The sequence below is a fragment of the Enterococcus sp. DIV0755f genome, from assembly GCF_051713725.1.
GTDB classification, from domain to species: domain Bacteria; phylum Bacillota; class Bacilli; order Lactobacillales; family Enterococcaceae; genus Enterococcus_D; species Enterococcus_D casseliflavus.
Genome location: NZ_JBIOQL010000001.1, coordinates 1,361,295 through 1,381,400, shown reverse-complemented (window position 1 = coordinate 1,381,400; position 20,106 = coordinate 1,361,295). Strand labels below are relative to the sequence as shown.

The following is a 20,106-nucleotide window of genomic DNA, read 5'->3' as shown; positions in this document are numbered from 1 at the left end:
CATAACCATTAGTTTATCGGTTCAACATCAATTTCTGTTAAAGCTTGTGTAAATTTTGTGTAAAGATTACTCGACGATGTTGCCTTCCCAATCTCTTTCCACCTGCATGATGGATATTGGAATATAACCCAGATCCCCGACGATATGCTCTTGTACTTCATCAGAAAGCATATATTCGAGAAATTCAGCGGTCAATCCCGTTGGTTCTCCTTTTGTATACATATGCTCGTAAGCCCAAACTTTCCAATCATTGGTCGTTACATTTTCAATCGTTGGTTGAACCCCATCGATCGAAAGGACGTTGACTTCATCTGTCACATAAGAAAATGCAACATAACTGATGGCGCCTGGTGTATCTGAAACGATCGAACGGACCATCCCACTAGAATCTTGCTCTTGGGAAGGAATCGCTGTTTCGCCATCCATGATCCATTTTTCAAACGTACTTCTCGTGCCGCTTCCAGTCGCCCGATTCAACAAAACGATGGGCAGATCATTTCCGCCAACTTCACGCCAATTTGTAATATTTCCTAAGAAGATATTTTTTAAGTCCTCTGTCGAAATATCCGTGATCCCGACGCCTTTGTTGACGATCGGTGTGATACCCACCGTTGCCACTCGGTGGTCAACGAGTGCATCCGCATCGATCCCTGGCTTTTCTTCTGCAAACAAATCAGAATTCCCAATATCGACTGCACCTGCTTGGACTTGACTTAACCCAGTGCCGCTCCCGCCTCCTTGGACATTGATAAATCGCCCAGGATTTGAGTTTTGAAATTCTTCCGCAACGGTTTCTACGAGTGGCTGCAAGGCAGAAGACCCGACTGCTGTGATCGATTCTCCTCGATCTGCCCAGCTTGCACATCCTGAGAGTAAAATAACCAATCCGATGATAGGACTTAGAAGTTTTAATTTTTTCATCATAACGCTCCTTGTACTTTCGAAAGTCATTGATTGTAAAAATCAATTATTTTCATTTTACCATTAGTTGAAATCAATGAAAATTATTATTTGCTTTTTTTTCTTAAGCTGAGTCTGATCCTTTATTTAAAACGCTTTTTTTCTTTTACAAAATAACTATTTTGTAAATAAAATGACAAGATTTCTTAATTAAATTACGTGCATCCAGAAGGTATGCTGTGCTATACTGTGAGAGGAAACGTATTTTAAAAAGAACATAATTATTAATCTTGCTTCCCCAATCAAGTACAATATGTTGTTATGTTCAGCGTTTTCACGATTTCATCAACATTTCCCCAAAATGTCTGTTGAATCGAAACGGCAGAAAGAAGCATTCCTATGCATCTTCTGCCGTCTTTTTTTATTCTAATTCACTTAACCATGCCGCCATCTGCTCAATGATGGCTTCTTGCTGTGCTTCATTTGGTAGATCCGCTGCTGCTTCTCCTTTTTGTAACCCATAGGTACCAAAGCCAGCATGATTGCCGCCTTCGATCGTTTGGAACGTCGTAGTTTCTGGAAGGAGGCTGCGGGCAGCCTGCCAATTTTCTTGATTCACTACTTGGTCTTGACTGCCTGAGAGTGACAACACAGCAATCGATTGATCAGCTAAGGATCCTTTTTCATCTGGGTAACTAGCAAAGAAAAAGACGCCTTTTAACTCGTTGTCGTTTTCAGCCAACTGATTCGCTGCAAAACGGCTTGCCATGACGCCACCCAATGAATGACCGCCAATGACATAGGAGCTATGGGGAATTTCTTTCAAGACCTCTTCTGCACGATTGCCTGCTAAAACAGCCATGTTAAAGGGCATTTTAACGATCGCTACAGGATAGCCTTTTTCCGCTAAACCTGCTGCCCATACACTATAGCTTTCGGCATCGACAAGCGCACCAGGATAGAAAATAACCAAAGGCTTTTCTTCATCTCCAGCAAAATAGAGGACATTTCCCTCATCATCTGCCTCTTTCGCAGCTGTAACTGCAGCATCCACTGCTGGGTAATGCAGTTGTTGCCAACCGACCCAACCGGCAATAGTTAAAATAACAACGGTGATCAATACACCGATCAAAACTTTTGTTCTTTTTCTCATCATGTCCTCCTGCAAAAAAGAAGATCAGGAAAGGATGGCAGACGAAACTTGCGGGTCCATCATCTCCTGAATCTTTCTATAAGTGTTTCCAATTTTTATCGGTGAGCCAGCGCCAATAGTTCTCGTGCATGTTCGATTGTTAAATCGGTGATTTCTGCACCTGAGAGCATACGGGCGATCTCAGCCACTCGTTCTTCTTCTGATAATTTACGGACATGGGTTTCTGTCCGACCTTCTTGAATTGCTTTTTCAATAAAATATTGATTGTCCGCCACAGCCGCTACTTGCGGCAAGTGGGTGATACACAAGACTTGCGAATTCGCAGCGATCTTGGCGATTTTTTCGGCGATCGCCTGAGCTACTCGGCCACTGACCCCAGTATCCACCTCATCAAAGACAATACTAGTGATTCCTTGCTTGCGGGAGAAAATCGATTTAAGCGCTAATAAGATCCGGGAAAGCTCTCCTCCAGAAGCAACTCGCACTAACGGTTTCATGCCTTCACCGGGGTTGGTGGTCAAATAAAACTCCACGGTATCAAAGCCGCTGCTGCTTAATTGTTTTGAGCCAGATGCAAACCGTACTTCAAATTGCGCGTGCTCCATATACAGCTCTTTTAACTCTTGAACGATTTCTTTTTCTAAACGATGAGCCAATTCACGTCGTTTGACGTGCAAGGCTTCCGCCAGCTGCCAAACTGCTTCAGCTTTTTGGGCAAGCTCTTCTTCTAATTGCTCCAACTGACCTTCCGTATAGGCTGATTCGCTGATTTCTTTGCTGATCTCGTCATAATAAGCAAGAATCACAGGAATTGACTCCCCGTATTTGCGCTTCAATTGACGAATCGTTTCCAGCCGTGAAATGACTTCTTCCAGTCGGCCTTCATCTAATTCAAGGTTGTCGACTTGCCGCGAAATATCAGTGGCTGCATCTTGCAACAAGTAATACGCACTTTGGATCGCTTCACTGATTTTTTCATACGCAGGATCAAGATGGGCGATCGACTGGATCTCTGATAATGCCACACTGACTCCATCTAGGCTATTAACTTCTTCGGCGGATAGAGCGCCATAGCTTTGCCCTAGAGCATCCACGATTTTTTGATAATTGGTCAGTTTTTCTCGTTCATCGATCAGCTGCTCTTCTTCATTTTCCATCAATTCCGCTTGGGCGATCTCTTCTTGTTGAAAACGCAGCATGTCCATTCGCTGCACATAGAGCTGTTCATTTTCTTGAATGGTCCGCACATGTTTTTCTAAGGAGCGATAGGCTTGATAGGCTTGACGGTAACTTGCAAGTTCCGCTTTAAAGGCATCATCTCCAAAACCATCCATCAACGCCAAATGTTTTTCTGGCTGCAGCAGCTCTTGATGCTCATTTTGTCCTTGGATATCAACTAAAAACAAGCCGATTTGGCGCAAAACCGACAAGGTAACAGTTCGACCATTTACACGACAAATAGTTTTACCCGATTGAGAGATATCCCGTTGTACGATCAGAACTTCCTCTTCATCAATACCCAGATCTGCGGTCAGCTCTTTGAACTCCTGCTGATTCGGCCATTCAAAAATCCCTTCCAAACGGCATTTTTCTGCGCCTTGACGCAAATAGTCACTGGATCCTCTGCCACCTGCTAGTAACCCCATCGCATCGATAATGATTGATTTCCCAGCACCTGTTTCACCTGTTAGAGCCGTCATCCCCTCATGAAAAGACAGGTGCAAGTTGGAGATAATCGCAAAATTTTGGATCGACAATTCTAAAAGCATCCCTTGCCTCCTCTTTTATACGTAACGTTGGAAATCCTTGAATAGGTTCTCGGTATCTGCTTCTGTTCTAGTGATCATCAAGACGTTGTCATCATCGTTTAGCGTGCCAAATAACTCTTTGGCATAACGCTTATCAATCAAATTCGCCAAAGCCGAAGCATTGCCAGGCAGTGTGCGCAGGATCACAAATTTGTCCATTCGATCGACAGAAACAAACGCCGTTTTTAGGATTTTATCTAGTTTACCACTCACGTCTTCCGTTGTCTCTTGTGGAATACTATAGCGATAGCCGCCTTTTTGGGAAGGAACTTTCACTAACTTCAATTCCTTGATATCCCTTGATATGGTTGCTTGTGTGACTGAGACGCCGCGATCTTTTAACAACTCAACAAAATCTTCTTGTTTCTGAATATCTTGTTCACTTAACAATCGTGTAATCAAGCGATGCCGTTCTTTTTTTCTCATCTCTTGTTCCTCCTGAATGAATTCCTACTAATTTTATCCTATTTTGCGCAAGAAAGAAAGAGAGCCGACAAGTAAAATGTCCACTCTCTTCCATTCTTTATTTTGGTTGATGAAAGGTCTCATGTGCTGATGCAACAACTTTCGGGATGTCGATCCCTGCTGCGGTGCCTTCTTGCAGGCTTTTCTTTAAATGTACGATAAACTCGATATTCCCTTCGCCACCAGTGATTGGTGAAAAACTTAGGTTTAATACATCGAATTTTGTTTTCTTAGCGAATGCCAGTACTTCCTCCAACACTCGTTCATGGGTTTTGGGGTCACGAACGATCCCATTTTTTCCGACCGCTTCTTTGCCCGCTTCAAATTGTGGTTTGATCAGCGCCATCACTTCGCCATCCGCTACCAAAATATCGTAAAGGGGAGGTAAGATCAGTTTAAGTGAAATAAAAGAAACATCGATCGTAGCGGCTTCAGGAAGACCATCCAGGAAGTCTGTTGGTTTTGCATAACGGAAGTTGACCCGTTCCATTACAATCACTCGCTCATCTTGCCGCAGCTTCCATGCTAACTGATTGTAACCGACATCCAGTGCATAGCTTTTTTTGGCGCCATTTTGCAACGCCGCATCAGTAAAGCCACCGGTGGAAGCGCCGATATCTAACATGATTTTATCGGTTACGTCAAAATCAAAAACTTTGAGTGCTTTTTCTAACTTGAGACCACCACGAGAAACATAAGGCAGCTTCTTCCCTTTGATCTGCAGCAGTGTATCTGCGGCAATTTTTTCTCCAGGCTTATCTAAGCGCTCATTGTTTTTTTCTTTGTACACCAATCCAGCCATCACTCCTCGTTTGGCTTGCTCGCGGGTCTCAAAGAGGCCTTGCTGGACAGCTAAAACATCTACTCGTTCTTTCTTCATGCGTTCCCTCGAATCTCAAATCGTTCCACAAATGCCAATAAAACATCCTGCGTAAATTGACCGTATTGGCTTAATTGTGCCAGAATTTCTTTGGCTTTGCCCAATTCTTCAGTCAAGGCTTGCTGCGCGCCTGCTAAGCCAAGTAAAGCAGGATAGGTACTTTTCGCCAACTCGTCATCTCGGCGGACAACTTTGCCTAGCTCTTCGGTTGTACTAGTGGCATCTAACAGATCGTCGCGAATTTGAAAGGCTAACCCAATATGCTGGGCAAAGCGATCCAATTCATGCAGAACCTCTTCCGTCTGGTCGGCTAAGACACCACCAGCAATCACCGCAAAGCGGATCAATTCTCCAGTCTTTCGTTCATGGATTGACATCAGCTCCTCAAGACGAAGCGCTTGGTTCTCCCCTTGAATATCAGCTGCTTGGCCGGCAACCATCCCTTGCGTGCCCGCTGCTTTACTCAACTGCTGCAGCAGCAAGACTTTTTGATTGGCTTCGATTTCCGCCATAGCGACTAATTGAAACGCAGCCGTCAAAAGACCATCTCCAGCTAAAATCGCTAAAGCTTCACCAAAAACCTTATGGTTGGTGGGTTTGCCTCGACGCAGATCATCGTTGTCCATTGCTGGCAGATCATCATGGATCAGCGAATACGTATGCACCATTTCTAGGGCTGCTGCACACTGGTACACCGCGGTATTGATGGGTTTGTGAAAAGCGGCGACTGTTGCTGCCAATAAAAGCGGGCGAATGCGTTTGCCGCCAGCTTGGATCGAATACTGCATGCTTTCAAATAGTCGTTGATCAGAAGTGTGTTCTTTGACAAAACGTTCCATAACTTCTTCGATCAATGGGGCGTGTTCTTTCGTAAATTCCTTCAAAGCACTCATTGGCTTTCCTCTTCAAAGGGGACTTCTTCATTGGATTCAGTCATCATTTTTGTTAAGGATTTTTCCGCTTTACTCAAGGTGTCCTTGCATTGCTTGCTCAAAACCATGCCTTTTTGAAAAGCATCTAACGCTTCTTCCAATGGAACATCACCTTGTTCCAAACGGGTTACGATTTGTTCTAATTCTTGTAATGATTCTTCAAATGTTGGATTTGCCATGATTAACTCCTTCTGTACTAATAACTTCGACAAGCGCTTGGCCATCTTGGTAATGGATCGTCAGCTGATCTTCTGGCTCGATCGCATCAATCGATTTGATCACCTGCTCATTTTTCGTGGTATAGCTGTAGCCACGTCCCATGATTTTTAGTGGGCTTAACAAATCAAGGGATTGGACTGCATTTGCAAATTGATTTTCTTTTGCCGCATAAATATCTTTCATGGCTTTCGTTAAGCGTTGAGAAAGATAGCTGACCTCTTGATTGCTGGCTTGTAATCGCGCTTTTGGTTGTTGCTGGGCCAACCGTGAAATCAATTGCTGTGCCTGGCGATCCTTGTCATAAAGCAAGGTTTGCAAGCCTTGCTGCATCCGCTGCTGCAACTGATCGAGTTTGATCGACTGTGCCTCATACAAGCGCTCTGGTTGTCGAAAAACATACGATCCAATCACTCGCTGATAGCGTTCTTGTTTGTACTGGATCTGGTGCATAAATGCTTGCTCTAATCGGGATTGTCTTTCTTCGATCCGCAAAATCTCCTCCGACAGCACTGGCACCGCTAATTCGGCAGCGGCGGTCGGAGTTGCCGCCCGTACATCCGCCACTAAATCGGCAATCGTCGTATCGGTTTCATGCCCCACTGAAGAAATAATGGGGGTTTTTGCATCAAAAATGGCTCTTGCCACTCGTTCTTCATTGAAAGGCCAGAGGTCCTCGATCGATCCACCCCCACGTCCGATGATCATAGTATCAAAGGTCCCATCGGCTTCGACTCGTTGGATATTTTTCACCACATCATCCGCAGCTTTATTGCCTTGTACCACGGTTGGATACAAAACGATCTGAGCAATGGGGTAACGCCGCTGTGTCGTCGTGATGATATCTCTGATCACCGCCCCACTAGGACTGGTCAAAACTGCGATGCGTTTCGGGTATTTCGGCAAGGACTGCTTCGGTGCAGAAAATAAACCTTCTACTGCCAATTTCTGCTTTAATTGTTCATAGGCTTGATAAAGAGCGCCGACACCGTCTGGTTCCATATGATCGATCACCATCTGGTAATTTCCGCTTGCCTCATACAGAGTGATACGCCCAACCGCCATGACTTTCATGCCCTCTTCTGGTTGAAAGCGCAACTTGTCAAAAGCGCCTTTGAACATGACGGTCGAAATTTTTGCACCATCATCCTTCAAACTAAAGTATTGGTGATTGGGGCGACGACGAAAATTGGAGATCTCCCCCGTCAAATAAACCCGCTCTAGATACGGATCGACGTCAAACTTACGCTTGATATATTTTGTTAATGCGGTTACCGTTAAATATTCTTGCGCCATTTAGTTTTTCATTGTCTCCTTTGCTGCCTCGATCGTTTGGGCCATCAACATCGTGATCGTCATTGGACCTACACCTCTAGGTACCGGTGTGATATAGCTAGCGATCGGTTCGACTTCATCAAATTTCACATCGCCGATCAACTTGCCGTTGGCATCACGATTCATCCCAACATCAATCACCACAGCCCCTTCTTTTACGAAGTCTTTTGTGACAAAATGACCGCGGCCGATCGCCACGACTAAAATGTCCGCTTGTTTTGCCAACTCGGGCAGATTTTTGGTTTTTGAATGAGCAATAGTCACGGTGGCATTTGCCCCCAAGAGCAAGTGCGCCATTGGTTTTCCGACAATGTTGCTGCGACCGATCACTAAGGCATTTTTCCCTTCCAATTCGATCCCATACGCAGCAAACATTTTCATAATGCCATAAGGGGTACAAGGAATTCGGTCAGGTACACCTGCGAATAATTTTCCTAAATTGATTGGATGAAAGCCGTCGACATCTTTTTCTGGTTTGATGGCTAACAGTACTTTTTCTTCATTGATATGTTTTGGCAAAGGAAGTTGAACCAAAATTCCATGAAAGGCATCATCGTTATTGAACTGTTCGATTTCTGCTAATAATTCTGCCTCAGTAATGGATTCAGGGTAGCGGGCAACACGGGAATTGATGCCGATTTTCGCCGCAGCTAGTTCTTTATTTTTCACATAAGTCTGACTTGCTTTGTCTTCTCCAACAAGCAAAACAACTAATCCCGGTGTCACACCCTGCTCTTTTAGTGTTGCTGTCTCTGAAAGAAACGCTGCTTGCATTTTTTCAGCCAATTCTTTTCCATTGATTAATGTACCCATTCTGACAACTCCTCCAACCTGATTATACGGACTTATTTTGTAAAAAGAAACGCACCAATCGTTTGTCGATATGCTTCTTCATGTTTTCTATCATAGCATTTTCTGAAAGGAAAAACACCGTCTAAGGCTCCCTTTTTTCGGAAAAAACGAGGGTAAACCGACAAAGTGCGTGCAAAAAAACCGAACGATCAAGCAGGACCGTCAAAACAAGGCGGTTGCTCATAAATCGTTCGGTTTCTGACTCGATCGAAAAAAAGCTGATCTCTTTTGATCGATCGTGTTAGGGCTGAAAATTACTCACTTACCTGGTTGGTTTTTGTTTCTAGCTCTTGATTGACTGTCGATAAAATACCGTTGACAAACTTTCTGGACTGATCATCACTAAAAGTTTTCGCTAACTCGATCGCTTCATTCAAAGCCACACGATTCGGCACATTATCCACATAGATCATTTCATACAAAGCAATTCGTAAAATCGTCACGTCCATTTTTGATAAACGCTGGATTTTCCAACCAGCTTTTAAATGATTTTGAATGACTTCATCCAAGGCTTCTTTGTAATGACAGACACCTGCCACTAATTGATCTAAATAAACAGGCACAAAATGCTCTTGTTCTTCATCGATCAATTCATGGTGTTCCAACTCGATGGCATGCATGATGGCATCTTGTTTCGTTAAATCTTTATTAAAGTCTAGTGGAAATAAAGCTTGTAACGCCATTTTCCGTATTTCATGCCGTGATAATTCTTTACTCATTTTCTTCCTCATCGTTTCCAAATAATTCTTCGATGTCTGGTAAATCTACTTTTTCTGGCACGACTGCCACAACATGAACATTTACTTCAGCCAGTTGTACATCTGTCATAAATAAGACTTGCTGTTTGACCCGTTCTTGGATCTCCATTGCCACTTTAGGCACTGACATCCCATAAGTGATATAGCAATAGATGTCCACTTTGATCCCTGTTTCATCGATCGTTAAGTAAACCCCTTTGCCATGAGCTGCGCGACCTAATAATTCAGTGACACTGTTTGCCAGTGTTCCTCGCATCCCATAGACACCTTCCACTTTAGAAGCAGCGATCCCAATAATGATCTCGATCACTTCTGGCGCGATGACGATCTCGCCTAATTCAGGACTTGCATTTAATACAAGGTTTTTATCTTCATTCATACGTTTTTGCCTCCATTCTAAACAGCTGTACCGTATTGTTTGTAAAAAAACCGCTCGTTTTTTCCGTTTGAAGCAAACCAACGCTTGATTCAATCAATAACATCCATGGCACAGTGTTTCTTCTCGCTCTAAGTTTATCATTTTCTGCACTGAGAATCTATAATAACCCACTATTCTCAATGAATTTTCTGAAAAACAAGGTCGATGAATCAGAGAATGATCAATTCTTTCGGTGAATGTGTCAACACTTTATTGCCAGTTTCGGTGATCAAAAGATCATCTTCGATACGAACGCCGCCAATTCCTGGAAGATAGATCCCTGGTTCATCTGTAATGACGTTTCCGACAACAAATGCTTTATCAGCGCGGAAGGATACATTTGGTCCTTCGTGGATCTCTAAACCAATCCCATGGCCTGTTGAATGACCAAAGGCATCTCCGTAGCCAAAGGAAGCAATGTGATCCCGAGCGATCGCATCTAGTTCAATTCCGGTCATTCCAGGTTTTGCTGCGGCCAAGACTTTTTCTTGCGCTTCAAGTACGATTTGATAGATTTCCTTCAATTTATCGCCAGGATCTCCTACTGCAAAGGTTCTAGTCATATCAGACACATAGCCTTGATAGTAACAGCCAAAGTCTAACGTGATCAGATCGCCTTGTTCGATCACTTTTTCACTGGCAACCCCATGGGGCATTGCTGAACGCAGTCCACTAGCAACGATCGTTTCAAAAGATACGCTTGTGGCACCTAATGAACGCATAAAGAAATCTAACTGATTCGCCACTTCGATTTCTGTCATTCCTGGGCGGACCATTTTCAAAATATGTTCGAATCCTTGGTCGGCGATATGGCAGGCTTGTTGGATCAATGCGATCTCTTCCTCATCTTTGACTTCCCGCAAAGCCTCGATCATACCCGATACAGGGGCAAGGGATGATTCCTCGATCAAGTCTTCTAAGACGGAGTATTCGGCAAAGCTGACGAAACTTTCTTCAAAAGCTAAGACATTGATTTCTTCCTTTTGGCAGATGGTTGCAACTTCTTCAAAAATCGGTCCGCTATTTTTTACGATCTCAAATCCTTGAGCTTGGGCAGCTGCTTGCTCTGTATATCGGAAATCTGTTACAAAAAAAGCTTTGTCCAACGTAATGACTGCTAAACCAGTTGTCCCAGTAAAGTTTGTCAAGTAACGCAAATTGTATGGGCTGGTGATCAAGAACCCATCAATCGAATCTTTTCTCATTGCTTCACGTAATTTTTCAACTCTTAACATGTATCGTTCCCTACTTTCTTGTTCTATACGATAGTATTATAACAAACTTCCAGAAAAAGCGGAAAGCAAGCGAAAAGTTTTCTAAAAAATCAAGCAATATGAATAAACGATAGAGTACTTTAAAAAGATTGCCGTGTGATCTTTCGTTGTTCTCTTCTAAATGATGGCTTCCGTGCACAAAAAAAAGCAATTCAATCAATGAATTGCTTTTTTGATAATTATCTTTTACGTCCCAAAAAGAACGATACGACTGCCACGAAAATGACCGCGCCGATAATCGCAGGCACGATAGCCATTCCTGCTACTTGCGGTCCCCAAGTGCCAAAAAGGCCTTGACCAATCGATGCGCCTACAAGTCCCGCAACGATATCAAAAATACAACCGCGTTTTTCGCCTGCAATGGCACCACCGATTGAACCGATGACCGCTCCTACGATCAATGTCCATAAAAAGTGCATACTAACCCCTCCTAAACTTTCTTATAAAAAGGGTACCATATTGAGAATCAATTGGAAAAATATATGCTCTCTTGTTATTTTCTGCGAGTGAAGGCTCGTTTCAATACATCAAAAAAGCCTAATGAATGCACCATATGGTCTGGATCGACGTATTCACGAATCGCTCGCAAGACTTTTTTTGGTTCTTTTGAGGAGAAGGTATACGTGCCATTCTTTTTGGTGCGGATCGCATAGCGTGGTATCCAACGGCCTTTGAACATGACCGAAGCGATCACATAGTCGACATCTTCCCATGGGATCTGAATAAACTTGCGTTTGTCACGGTCATTGTAAAACTCAAAGGCTTTATCGCCGATCATGATTTTGCCGTACTCATTGATCCCTAAAAAAGACGTAGCATCGATCGTCAAATCCACTTTTGTATTAAGAGATTGTACCATTTGCGCTTACTCCATTCTATATCGTCTTATTATCTTATTATACGTGTTTGCAGCAGGTTTGGCGAATAAATAAAAAGGTACTTGGGTTGCCCCAAGCACCTTTCATTGAAAAGATTATAACAATCCGATCAAGTGTCCACCGATACCGACTAAGAATAGACCGATAATAATGATGATTGGAGAAACTTTTTTCTTCAATAACCACATACATAATAAAGTAAGCAATAGTGCAGCTAGACCAGGAATCAATTGATCCAAGTTGTTTTGCAATGTTGTTACTTTTGTATCAGTCAACGCACGGCCTTCAGCAACTTGTTGGAAGGCTTGTTGCAAACCAGCAGAGCCAGAAGGCAAGTTCGCCCAATCGACATAAGCACCTTCATCAAGCGGTACGCTTGAGACAACTGGCGCAAATGAGATCGATACCCAACGCTGAACGAGTGACCCTAATACGAACATTCCTAAAATTGAAGCACCTTTTGTTACATCTTGCAACAATCCGCCTGAAAGGTCATCAGTGATTTTTGAACCAGCACGATAGCCGAATTCTTGTGTGTACCACATAAATGCCCAACGGATGATGTTCCATGCAACGAAGAAGATGATTGGACCTAAGATGTTTCCAGCTAAAGCAAGAGAAGCACCTAGAGCACCTAACATCGGACGTACAGTAAACCAGAACACAGGGTCACCGACACCGGCTAAAGGACCCATCATCCCAACTTTTACCCCTTGGATCGCTACGTCATCAACAGGCGCGCCATTGGCACGTTCTTCTTCTAAGGCTAATGTTACCCCTAAGATTGGCGATGCGATATATGGGTGAGTGTTAAAGAATTCTAAGTGACGCTTCAATGCAGCGGCACGGTCTTCTTTTGTTTTGTATAATTTTTTGATTGCTGGAATCATCGAGAATGCCCAACCACCATTTTGCATACGTTCATAGTTCCATGAACCTTGAATGAAGGTAGAGCGCCATGCTACGGCTAAACGATCTTTTTTATTTAATTGAATTTTTTCTGCCATTTTTTTCTCCTCCTTCGATTCTAATAGTCATTCAAGATATCGCCTAGAGGGTCGCCAGTGTTGCTGCCGCCGCCTCCATTTGATGATCCGCCCATTTTAGTTAGGTTCAAGTAGATCAATGCGATTGCTACTGCCAAAGCACCGATAGCGATCAATGTCAATTGAGAAATAGCTGCGATAACGAAACCGATAATGAAGAATGGCCATACTTCACGAGTTGCCATCATGTTGATAACCATTGCATAACCAACGGCAACGACCATACCACCACCGATAGCCATACCATCAGTTAACCATGCAGGCATTGATTCTAAGAAGTTTTGAACAGTTGCAGCAGGAATTGCCAACAATGCAGCTGCAGGAATCGCAATACGAACCCCTTGCATACATACAGCGATCACATGCCACATTTCGATTTTACGAATGTTGCCTTCTTCAGCAGCAGCATCCATAAAGTGAACGATTGGCACAGCCAATGTACGAACGATCATTGTCAAGAACAAACCAGCAACAGCTAGAGGGATCGCAACGGCAATCGCTGTATCAACACCAGCAGTTCCTTGTCCACCTAAAACTAAAATAATTGCAGATGCAACAGACGCCAATGCAGCATCAGGTGCAACAGCGGCACCGATATTTGCCCATCCAAGTGCGATCATTTGTAATGATCCGCCCAAAATGATACATGCTTCCAAATTACCGGTCACTAAACCGATCAAAGTACACGCGACTAGCGGTTGATGGAATTGGAATTCATCCAAGATTCCTTCCATACCAGCTAAAAAGGCAACGAGTACTACTAATACCATAGATATAATAGTCATGATAGACCTCCTATTTAGTTGAATACGTTTCTATTTATTCGCCAATTCATTTTTGGCTTTGCGTAAGATTTCGTCCATGTTGTCTCGAGAGTCATTTGGCACTTTACGCACATCAAATTTGATGCCGCGTCCTTTTAGATCTTCAAATGTCTTCACATCGTCCGTACCCATCGACAATACTTTACTTACAACAACTTTCCCAACAGAGTGAGCCATTGAACCAACGTTCACTTCAGTGATGTCAACGCCGCCTTCAACTGCACGCAATACATCTTGTGGGTTTTCAAATAATAGTAAAGCTTTCGTATTCCCGAAACGAGGGTCTTTAGAAACTTCGATCATTTTGTCCACTGGAATGACGTTCGCTTTTACTCCTGGAGGAGCTGCTTGTTCGATCAGTTTTTTACGCAAATCATCTTTTGCCACTGCATCAGAAACAACGATGATCCGAGATGGATTAACTGATTTTGTCCAAGCTGTAGCGACTTGACCATGTAGCAAACGAGAATCCACACGCGCAAGCACGATTTTGATTTTGCCATCGCCTAGAACAGTTCCCGGAGGAAGTGATCCTTTAGGTTGATCGTCTTGCACAGCTTTTGGTGCTGTCGCTTCTTCTGGTTCAAGCTCTTCTGGTTTGACCTTAACCCCTTCTTTAGCTGTTTCAACGATGTGCGCAGCGATTTCATGCGCAGTGTTCATTGAAAAACGTGAAGCATAGGCTTCGATCACCATTGGTAAATTCATACCAGCAACGATTGCCCATTTGTCTTTGTGATCTTCAAACAAGCTGTTTGCTTGGTTGAAAGGAGTACCACCCCAAAGATCAACTAAGAATAATACTTCTTCTTGATCGTCAAATGTAGCAATTGCTTCTTGCATTTTTGCCTTGATGTCATCTGGACCTTCACTTGGCATCAATGTAACAGCTTTAACATTTTCTTGTTCGCCGAAGATCATTGAACCAGATTGCAAAATGCCGTTAGCAAATTCTCCATGACTTGCTAGGATAATTCCTACCATCTTTTTACCTCCTATATCAAAATTGAAAAATGTGACACGAATACGAAAGAAAAAACAACATCGAAAAAATTAAGGGTGACTACCTTCTTTTTCCAAAATATCCTTCAAAAAGATTTTACGATCAGCTGGAACTTTGCGTATCTCTACTTCTATGCCTTGATTTTGCAAATAAAGCAGCGAAGCAAGATCTTGATCATTGACTGACACGAAATTAGTGATCATCCGTTTTCCCATTGAAAAGCTCATGCCGCCGATATTGACGGAACGAATGTCAATGCCTCCTTTGACCAGAGTCACGACATCTTGAGGGTTGGTAAATAATAACATGACTTTTTGCGTATTAAATAATGTGTTATGCGCCACCTCAAGCATTTTTGCTACTGTCACCACATTGGATTTGATTCCTGGTGGAGCAGCTTCTTTCAAGAGAAACTTCCGTAATTGGTCATTTGCGACCTCATCACTGACCACGATGATTCGATTGATACCAGTCATTTTCGACCAAGCTGTGGCGACCTGGCCATGAATCAACCGATCGTCGATTCGGGCAAGACGTATATCCATTCCCATTGTGCAAGCCTCCTACATCCATCGATCCGCTTTTCATATTGAGGATCTGTTCTTTTTTCAATCACCTCCTGTATCCACTTATATAGAAGCAAGAAGCGTGCCAAGTTTTTTCGATACACTATTCTTGAAAAAACCTTAAGAATCAGCATTCGGACAATACACTAAAAAAAGATACACTAAAAAATACTGTATCTTTTTTAGTGTATCTGTATTATTTGTAGGATTTAAAAATACATTTCTTTTTCGTGATGGTTTTTGATCAACTCCAGCAGGTAATACTCTTCTGTCTTCGGCACTTCGATATTCATCAAGCGCGAAAATGATTGGACATGCACATGCAATTGGCCGTAAAGAGGATTCTCCTCCATCGCTGCTAAATCAATTTCAGAAACAGTCAATGGTTGACGCAATAAGATCCGCTCCAGCATACCTGCGCCATGCATCACAAAATTGATCTGAAAGCCTTGCTGCGCCCCTACCAAATCCAAATCGTGAATGATCTCTTCGCCAAATTTCCACAACGGCTCTACCACTTTTTTCGCATTGATATAGGTAAAGTTTTCCTCTAAATACCGAACACAGATTTCCTTTGCCTGCCGATCATCTAGCTGCACTTCATCTTCAAAACTCAAATCGTTTTCCAATAAGATATCATCCAACAAAAGATCAACATCTTGGTCGATAAAACGTTCTAATGATATAAACGGTGCATCGATATGCGGATCAATGATCCCCGTTGCGGCAATCAGCCGGTAGCGCTGTTGAATCTGATCCAAGTCCGTTCTCAGATCCGCCACCGATAAGGTCACTACGTCAACATTTTGATTTTGGCGTTTTGACAATGAGCTTTGGATCAATTCTTTGATGCGCTGCGCTGTCCCTTTTCCCGAAGCGCAGACCGCTAGAATCGCTTTAGGGTGGTGGTTTTGTGTCACTGGTTCTTCCACAGTGACCGCTCCGTATCCGCGGAACTTCCGTAATGAATCATAGAGCTGATCGAGGTCCGTGCCGATCACTGATGCTTTCCGGACCGTCTCAAGGACGATGGAGGTAGTCACCATATCGACTGTTCGAACAGCCACACCCGTTTCTCGCTGGATTTCATTATTAAAGGTCGCTAAGGACCCCATATCGACTAAGAGGATCACCCCACTGCCGTCATTGACTGCTCGTACACTATCCACGATTTTTTTCAACGCCACAGCCGGTGGCATATCTAATGGCATGTCCACCGCTGTCACTTGATCGACTTCCAACAGCTGCTTGACTACTTGTACCATACTACTAGCCGTACTGTTGCCGTGAGCTGCCACAACGACACCAATTTTCCCAGAGGAATGTGTCGTACGCAGTGAAACCAATAGAACTGCCAAGTAATAGGATTCACTTTCAGGAATCGCCACGTGAAAGCTGTCGCCGATGAAGTCGCGGACTTCTTTGGCAACTTCGAACTCTTGGGGGTAATCCGCCACCATTTGACGAATGTTGTCGTTGGTTTGCCGTTCTTCTCCCAAATGGATCTTTTTCAAAAAAGAACTGATATGCAAACTCATCGCGTAAATAAAGTTTTGCTGGAAATCGTAATTTAACCGTTTCCGAACCATCTCATAAATTTGATTTGTTACACTGATCACTTTCTGATCGACAAATTCACTTAGTTTATTGACAGAATTAAAAGAGAAGCCGTGATCTTTATAAAAAGATTTCAAATGAACATTGATATCGGTTGAAATAAAATGATTGATTGCTTCTTGATCCAAACCATCTGCTTTTAATAAGGCTGCTTTATCCCCGATGATGTCGTAGAGATTGTAAGGCAATTCATAGGAATCTGATTGAATATTGTTTAAGTTTTGATTCGGTTGAATGCTGATCTTCGGTTCAAGGATTTTAGAAAGCTCCGCCAGCTCATTGCGGCGATTCCCTAAAACGATCAATCCCGAACGAATCCCTTCTGGCAAATCGATCAAATCGATCTCAATCTCATCTTGTTGCATATGATTCAAAAAGCCCCGAGCACAGACGAGCTGGACATTGGATTTCAATTGACCGATATTCCCAAAACTGACACTGCCGATCAACGCTTTGACTACATCTTCTGTCAAGGTGATCGTCCGCTGAATACGGGACGCCTCTTGCCCGACTAACACCCGAACGAGATCGACTTTTTCTGATGCGGGTCGTTTCTCAAAGAAGGGCAGTTGAATATTGATAGGAATGCGTCGGGTAAAGGTATCTAATAGCGTTGAGTTGGGGTCTTCGGTAGTCGCTCCAACGATTCGGACATTCGCTTGATGATTTTTGCCCGTTTCCCCTAAACGACTAAACGTTCCATGGTCCATAAAGTAAAAAATCATTTCTTGCCCTTCTGGCGGTAATCGATGGATCTCATCGAGAAACAACATACTCTCATCCGCTTGATCAATAATACCGATCTTCTCTTGATCGGCACCCGTAAAGGCCCCCCGTACATAACCAAACAAATGGCTCATCAAAAGCTCTGGGTTATTTGCATAGTCGGCACAGTTAAAGACGATCAATTCTTTGTCATCGGCAATTACTTGATTGCTTTTGGCAAACTGAAACATTGCATGGGCAAAGTAGGTTTTCCCAGAACCAGTAGGCCCTGTGATCAAGCAGTTTAGCCCTTTTGGCGGATACAAGATCGCTGCTTTCGCCTGCTCAACGGCATTTTTCATACTTCCGTTGGCACCGATGATCGTCGCAAAAATATCTCGGTCAGAGGGTTTTCCTTGTACCCGTTGAGGGAAGGCTTTTTCTCTTTGCGGGCGACTTTCTTTGTAGCTTGGCACATACTTTTCCCTACTGCTGGGATCGACCCCTGCCGCCCAGTAGCGAACAGGCCGCGAGTCGCTTTTTTCGACGCGCCCTTCTTTGACAAGCTTATTTAAATCCTTACTGGCATTACTGCGCTGAATGGCTAAATGATCGGCAACTTCTGAAGTAGACAACCCTTTCTTTTCCCCTAAGCCGCTCATCGTATTTTCGACGATATATTGATAAATCCGTTCGATTCGCTTGCCCAACAGCTTCGCCTCCTTGTTTTTTCCACTTGAATACTTTACTCATTTTTCTATAAAAAAGCAACTTTTTTTCCGCACAGAAAAAGCAAAATACTTTGTTCGAAAGAGCAATAGAACGTCCTATTACATGCTACTCTCAGCATAAAGCATTTTGCCAAAAAAAGATATTCAAAAGTCAGGATGCGTTAGGCTTTTTCATTGGGAATGAACGCTGGTACCTTCTCAGGAAACCATTGCAGTTCTTTTTGCATCCAAATCACATCGTGCCATTGATTGAACTTATAGCCGATATGCGCAAAATCAGCAACTTTCCGATACCCAAGCTTCTCATGAAAAGCCTCGCTTTGTTGATTGCCTCCTGTAATGCATGCAGTCAGATTGACCACGTTTTGCGCTTTTAATTTTTCTTCAAGCGCTTGATAAAGAGCGGTGCCGAGCCCTTTTGCTTTGGCATCCGGTGCTAAATAAACGGTTACTTCAACGGTCCAATCGTACGCAGCCCGTTCTTTATAGGCTGACGCATAGGCATAACCGACGATTTCACCAGCCTCTTCTGCAACGAGATACGGGTAGCGTTTCAAGGTCTTGGCGATGCGTTCCGCGAATTCTTGAACCGATGGCACCTCCGTTTCAAAGGTAATCGGTGTCTTTTCTACATAATAAGCATAGATTGCTGTCAAGGCTTGGGCATCTGCAATCGTGGCAGAACGTATCGTCATAGAATCCCTTCTTTCAGTAAATTTTTTCCCAGTATACTCTTTCTGAACAAAAAAAACAATCCGCTTTTGACGGATCGTTTCCTAGTGATAAATGATTTAGCGGGCTTTTTCAGCTCCGCAATACACGGTAAGATGCTGTGGCAGTACCGCTACTGTGATTGGCAATTCAGGTCCTGGATCACCATCGACATTTGTTTCGATCGTTGCCCCATCCGTCAAACGAATCGCAGCTTTATCAAAGGTTTGATAGCCAAGAACATCATTTGATTCTGTCACCCCTTTGAGAAGCTCTGGGACACTTTTGACGGTCTCCCAAAGATTCGTATCCTTCAAGTAGATCAGATGTAATTTGCCGTCATCGGTACTCGCTTTAGGCAAAAGAGATTCGAAACCGCCGATCGTATTGGATGACCCAACGATCATCGTACTGCTTTCCACAGCGATCGTCGTTTTTTCCCCATTATTTTCGGCGGTCACTTCAAACGGATGACTTTCATTTTTCCGCACTTCCCGCAGACCAGAAACAAAATAGGCCATTTTTCCCAGCTTGGTTTTTTCTTCGACCTCTACGTTGTTGATCGCTGCTGGAATCATACCGATCGCCACCACATTGGTAAAATAGGCTTGATTGACCTGACCAATATCGATTTTGCGAGTGTGATCCACTGCAAATGATTCGATGGCTTCCTTAGGATCTAGTGGAATCGCTAATGCTCTGGCTAAATCATTTACTGTTCCCAGCGGGAAGAAACCAAAATTTGGTCGTTTGTCATGAGGGGCTAAGCCATTGACCGCTTCATTGACGGTACCATCACCCCCCATTGCAAAGACACTGTCAAAATCTGCTGCCGCTTCAGAGGCAAAACGTGTGGCATCTCCTTCTTTTTCGGTATGCTTGACCACGACTTCTGAAAAAGCTTCCCGCAGCTTTTCTTCTGCCAGCTGCTCATATTCTTGGGCCTGTTCCCCACCTGAGCTTGGATTGACGATCAATAATGCTTTCATAAAACAGCCTCCTTGTTTGGGTTCATTTTCTATGAATCCAGTATA

Annotated in this window: 21 protein-coding genes; all 21 read right to left on the bottom strand. The window is 43.4% G+C overall.

Annotated elements, in window-relative coordinates; translation table 11 throughout:
* Positions 1-66: 66 nt before the first annotated feature.
* Positions 67-921, bottom strand: a complete 855-nt coding sequence (locus IGI73_RS06190) for a phosphate ABC transporter substrate-binding protein PstS (RefSeq protein ID WP_010748000.1) — start codon at positions 919-921, stop codon at positions 67-69.
* 400 nt (positions 922-1,321) lie between these two features.
* Entirely contained in the window at positions 1,322-2,053 is a 732-nt protein-coding gene (locus tag IGI73_RS06185) for an alpha/beta hydrolase (RefSeq protein WP_205905082.1), read from the bottom strand.
* A gap of 95 nt (positions 2,054-2,148) precedes the next feature.
* Positions 2,149-3,822: a DNA repair protein RecN gene (gene recN / locus IGI73_RS06180; RefSeq protein ID WP_016610293.1), complete on the bottom strand. Its 1,674-nt coding sequence runs from the start codon at positions 3,820-3,822 to the stop codon at positions 2,149-2,151.
* 15 nt (positions 3,823-3,837) lie between these two features.
* Positions 3,838-4,287, bottom strand: coding sequence for an arginine repressor (gene argR / locus IGI73_RS06175; protein WP_005225777.1), 450 nt, complete (start codon positions 4,285-4,287; stop codon positions 3,838-3,840).
* A gap of 97 nt (positions 4,288-4,384) precedes the next feature.
* On the bottom strand, positions 4,385-5,206 hold the full coding sequence (locus IGI73_RS06170) for a TlyA family RNA methyltransferase (RefSeq protein WP_005225776.1): 822 nt from the start codon (positions 5,204-5,206) through the stop codon (positions 4,385-4,387).
* A complete protein-coding gene (locus IGI73_RS06165; protein WP_081116532.1) occupies positions 5,203-6,099 on the bottom strand; it encodes a polyprenyl synthetase family protein in 897 nt (298 codons plus the stop codon). The genes IGI73_RS06170 and IGI73_RS06165 overlap by 4 nt, the downstream gene beginning before the upstream one ends.
* Complete coding sequence (locus IGI73_RS06160; protein WP_005225774.1) at positions 6,096-6,317, bottom strand: exodeoxyribonuclease VII small subunit; 222 nt, start codon at positions 6,315-6,317, stop codon at positions 6,096-6,098. Before IGI73_RS06160 ends, IGI73_RS06165 begins: the two co-directional genes overlap by 4 nt.
* On the bottom strand, positions 6,298-7,650 hold the full coding sequence (gene xseA, locus IGI73_RS06155) for an exodeoxyribonuclease VII large subunit (protein WP_428206349.1): 1,353 nt from the start codon (positions 7,648-7,650) through the stop codon (positions 6,298-6,300). Before xseA ends, IGI73_RS06160 begins: the two co-directional genes overlap by 20 nt.
* The gene (locus IGI73_RS06150; RefSeq protein WP_005235351.1) at positions 7,651-8,502 is read right to left on the bottom strand and encodes a bifunctional methylenetetrahydrofolate dehydrogenase/methenyltetrahydrofolate cyclohydrolase; all 852 of its coding nucleotides are present in this window, start codon (positions 8,500-8,502) and stop codon (positions 7,651-7,653) included.
* 293 nt (positions 8,503-8,795) lie between these two features.
* On the bottom strand, positions 8,796-9,260 hold the full coding sequence (nusB, locus tag IGI73_RS06145; protein WP_034858046.1) for a transcription antitermination factor NusB: 465 nt from the start codon (positions 9,258-9,260) through the stop codon (positions 8,796-8,798).
* Positions 9,253-9,678, bottom strand: coding sequence for an Asp23/Gls24 family envelope stress response protein (locus IGI73_RS06140; protein ID WP_005225770.1), 426 nt, complete (start codon positions 9,676-9,678; stop codon positions 9,253-9,255). Before IGI73_RS06140 ends, nusB begins: the two co-directional genes overlap by 8 nt.
* A 209-nt stretch (positions 9,679-9,887) precedes the next feature.
* Complete coding sequence (locus IGI73_RS06135) at positions 9,888-10,952, bottom strand: M24 family metallopeptidase (protein ID WP_005225769.1); 1,065 nt, start codon at positions 10,950-10,952, stop codon at positions 9,888-9,890.
* 218 nt (positions 10,953-11,170) lie between these two features.
* A complete protein-coding gene (locus IGI73_RS06130; RefSeq protein ID WP_005225767.1) occupies positions 11,171-11,410 on the bottom strand; it encodes a GlsB/YeaQ/YmgE family stress response membrane protein in 240 nt (79 codons plus the stop codon).
* 74 nt (positions 11,411-11,484) lie between these two features.
* Positions 11,485-11,850: a DUF956 family protein gene (locus IGI73_RS06125; RefSeq protein WP_005225766.1), complete on the bottom strand. Its 366-nt coding sequence runs from the start codon at positions 11,848-11,850 to the stop codon at positions 11,485-11,487.
* 114 nt (positions 11,851-11,964) lie between these two features.
* Positions 11,965-12,876 carry a PTS system mannose/fructose/sorbose family transporter subunit IID gene (locus IGI73_RS06120; RefSeq protein ID WP_005225765.1) on the bottom strand — a complete coding sequence of 304 codons (912 nt, stop codon included), beginning with the start codon at positions 12,874-12,876 and terminating at the stop codon, positions 11,965-11,967.
* 20 nt (positions 12,877-12,896) lie between these two features.
* On the bottom strand, positions 12,897-13,700 hold the full coding sequence (locus IGI73_RS06115) for a PTS mannose/fructose/sorbose transporter subunit IIC (RefSeq protein WP_005225764.1): 804 nt from the start codon (positions 13,698-13,700) through the stop codon (positions 12,897-12,899).
* 30 nt (positions 13,701-13,730) lie between these two features.
* On the bottom strand, positions 13,731-14,723 hold the full coding sequence (locus tag IGI73_RS06110; protein ID WP_005225763.1) for a mannose/fructose/sorbose PTS transporter subunit IIA: 993 nt from the start codon (positions 14,721-14,723) through the stop codon (positions 13,731-13,733).
* 69 nt (positions 14,724-14,792) lie between these two features.
* On the bottom strand, positions 14,793-15,287 hold the full coding sequence (locus tag IGI73_RS06105; RefSeq protein ID WP_026008065.1) for a PTS system mannose/fructose/N-acetylgalactosamine-transporter subunit IIB: 495 nt from the start codon (positions 15,285-15,287) through the stop codon (positions 14,793-14,795).
* A gap of 230 nt (positions 15,288-15,517) precedes the next feature.
* Positions 15,518-18,292 carry a sigma-54-dependent transcriptional regulator gene (locus IGI73_RS06100; protein WP_060792504.1) on the bottom strand — a complete coding sequence of 925 codons (2,775 nt, stop codon included), beginning with the start codon at positions 18,290-18,292 and terminating at the stop codon, positions 15,518-15,520.
* 230 nt (positions 18,293-18,522) lie between these two features.
* Complete coding sequence (locus IGI73_RS06095) at positions 18,523-19,056, bottom strand: N-acetyltransferase family protein (protein WP_428206351.1); 534 nt, start codon at positions 19,054-19,056, stop codon at positions 18,523-18,525.
* 96 nt (positions 19,057-19,152) lie between these two features.
* The gene (locus tag IGI73_RS06090; protein ID WP_087627316.1) at positions 19,153-20,061 is read right to left on the bottom strand and encodes a diacylglycerol/lipid kinase family protein; all 909 of its coding nucleotides are present in this window, start codon (positions 20,059-20,061) and stop codon (positions 19,153-19,155) included.
* Positions 20,062-20,106: the final 45 nt, after the last annotated feature.

What these genes read in the sequence shown, in the direction of transcription:
- IGI73_RS06095 (WP_428206351.1), bottom strand. Translation starts at nt 19,056, where the DNA reads ATGACGATACGTTCTGCCACGATTGCAGATGCCCAAGCCTTGACAGCA.
- IGI73_RS06165 (WP_081116532.1), bottom strand. Translation starts at nt 6,099, where the DNA reads ATGAGTGCTTTGAAGGAATTTACGAAAGAACACGCCCCATTGATCGAA.
- IGI73_RS06110 (WP_005225763.1), bottom strand. Translation starts at nt 14,723, where the DNA reads ATGGTAGGAATTATCCTAGCAAGTCATGGAGAATTTGCTAACGGCATT.
- recN (WP_016610293.1), bottom strand. Translation starts at nt 3,822, where the DNA reads ATGCTTTTAGAATTGTCGATCCAAAATTTTGCGATTATCTCCAACTTG.
- IGI73_RS06120 (WP_005225765.1), bottom strand. Translation starts at nt 12,876, where the DNA reads ATGGCAGAAAAAATTCAATTAAATAAAAAAGATCGTTTAGCCGTAGCA.
- IGI73_RS06125 (WP_005225766.1), bottom strand. Translation starts at nt 11,850, where the DNA reads ATGGTACAATCTCTTAATACAAAAGTGGATTTGACGATCGATGCTACG.
- IGI73_RS06090 (WP_087627316.1), bottom strand. Translation starts at nt 20,061, where the DNA reads ATGAAAGCATTATTGATCGTCAATCCAAGCTCAGGTGGGGAACAGGCC.
- IGI73_RS06185 (WP_205905082.1), bottom strand. Translation starts at nt 2,053, where the DNA reads ATGAGAAAAAGAACAAAAGTTTTGATCGGTGTATTGATCACCGTTGTT.
- nusB (WP_034858046.1), bottom strand. Translation starts at nt 9,260, where the DNA reads ATGAGTAAAGAATTATCACGGCATGAAATACGGAAAATGGCGTTACAA.
- IGI73_RS06170 (WP_005225776.1), bottom strand. Translation starts at nt 5,206, where the DNA reads ATGAAGAAAGAACGAGTAGATGTTTTAGCTGTCCAGCAAGGCCTCTTT.
- IGI73_RS06135 (WP_005225769.1), bottom strand. Translation starts at nt 10,952, where the DNA reads ATGTTAAGAGTTGAAAAATTACGTGAAGCAATGAGAAAAGATTCGATT.
- xseA (WP_428206349.1), bottom strand. Translation starts at nt 7,650, where the DNA reads ATGGCGCAAGAATATTTAACGGTAACCGCATTAACAAAATATATCAAG.
- IGI73_RS06100 (WP_060792504.1), bottom strand. Translation starts at nt 18,292, where the DNA reads ATGAGCGGCTTAGGGGAAAAGAAAGGGTTGTCTACTTCAGAAGTTGCC.
- IGI73_RS06130 (WP_005225767.1), bottom strand. Translation starts at nt 11,410, where the DNA reads ATGCACTTTTTATGGACATTGATCGTAGGAGCGGTCATCGGTTCAATC.
- IGI73_RS06115 (WP_005225764.1), bottom strand. Translation starts at nt 13,700, where the DNA reads ATGACTATTATATCTATGGTATTAGTAGTACTCGTTGCCTTTTTAGCT.
- IGI73_RS06105 (WP_026008065.1), bottom strand. Translation starts at nt 15,287, where the DNA reads ATGGATATACGTCTTGCCCGAATCGACGATCGGTTGATTCATGGCCAG.
- IGI73_RS06150 (WP_005235351.1), bottom strand. Translation starts at nt 8,502, where the DNA reads ATGGGTACATTAATCAATGGAAAAGAATTGGCTGAAAAAATGCAAGCA.
- IGI73_RS06190 (WP_010748000.1), bottom strand. Translation starts at nt 921, where the DNA reads ATGAAAAAATTAAAACTTCTAAGTCCTATCATCGGATTGGTTATTTTA.
- IGI73_RS06160 (WP_005225774.1), bottom strand. Translation starts at nt 6,317, where the DNA reads ATGGCAAATCCAACATTTGAAGAATCATTACAAGAATTAGAACAAATC.
- argR (WP_005225777.1), bottom strand. Translation starts at nt 4,287, where the DNA reads ATGAGAAAAAAAGAACGGCATCGCTTGATTACACGATTGTTAAGTGAA.
- IGI73_RS06140 (WP_005225770.1), bottom strand. Translation starts at nt 9,678, where the DNA reads ATGAATGAAGATAAAAACCTTGTATTAAATGCAAGTCCTGAATTAGGC.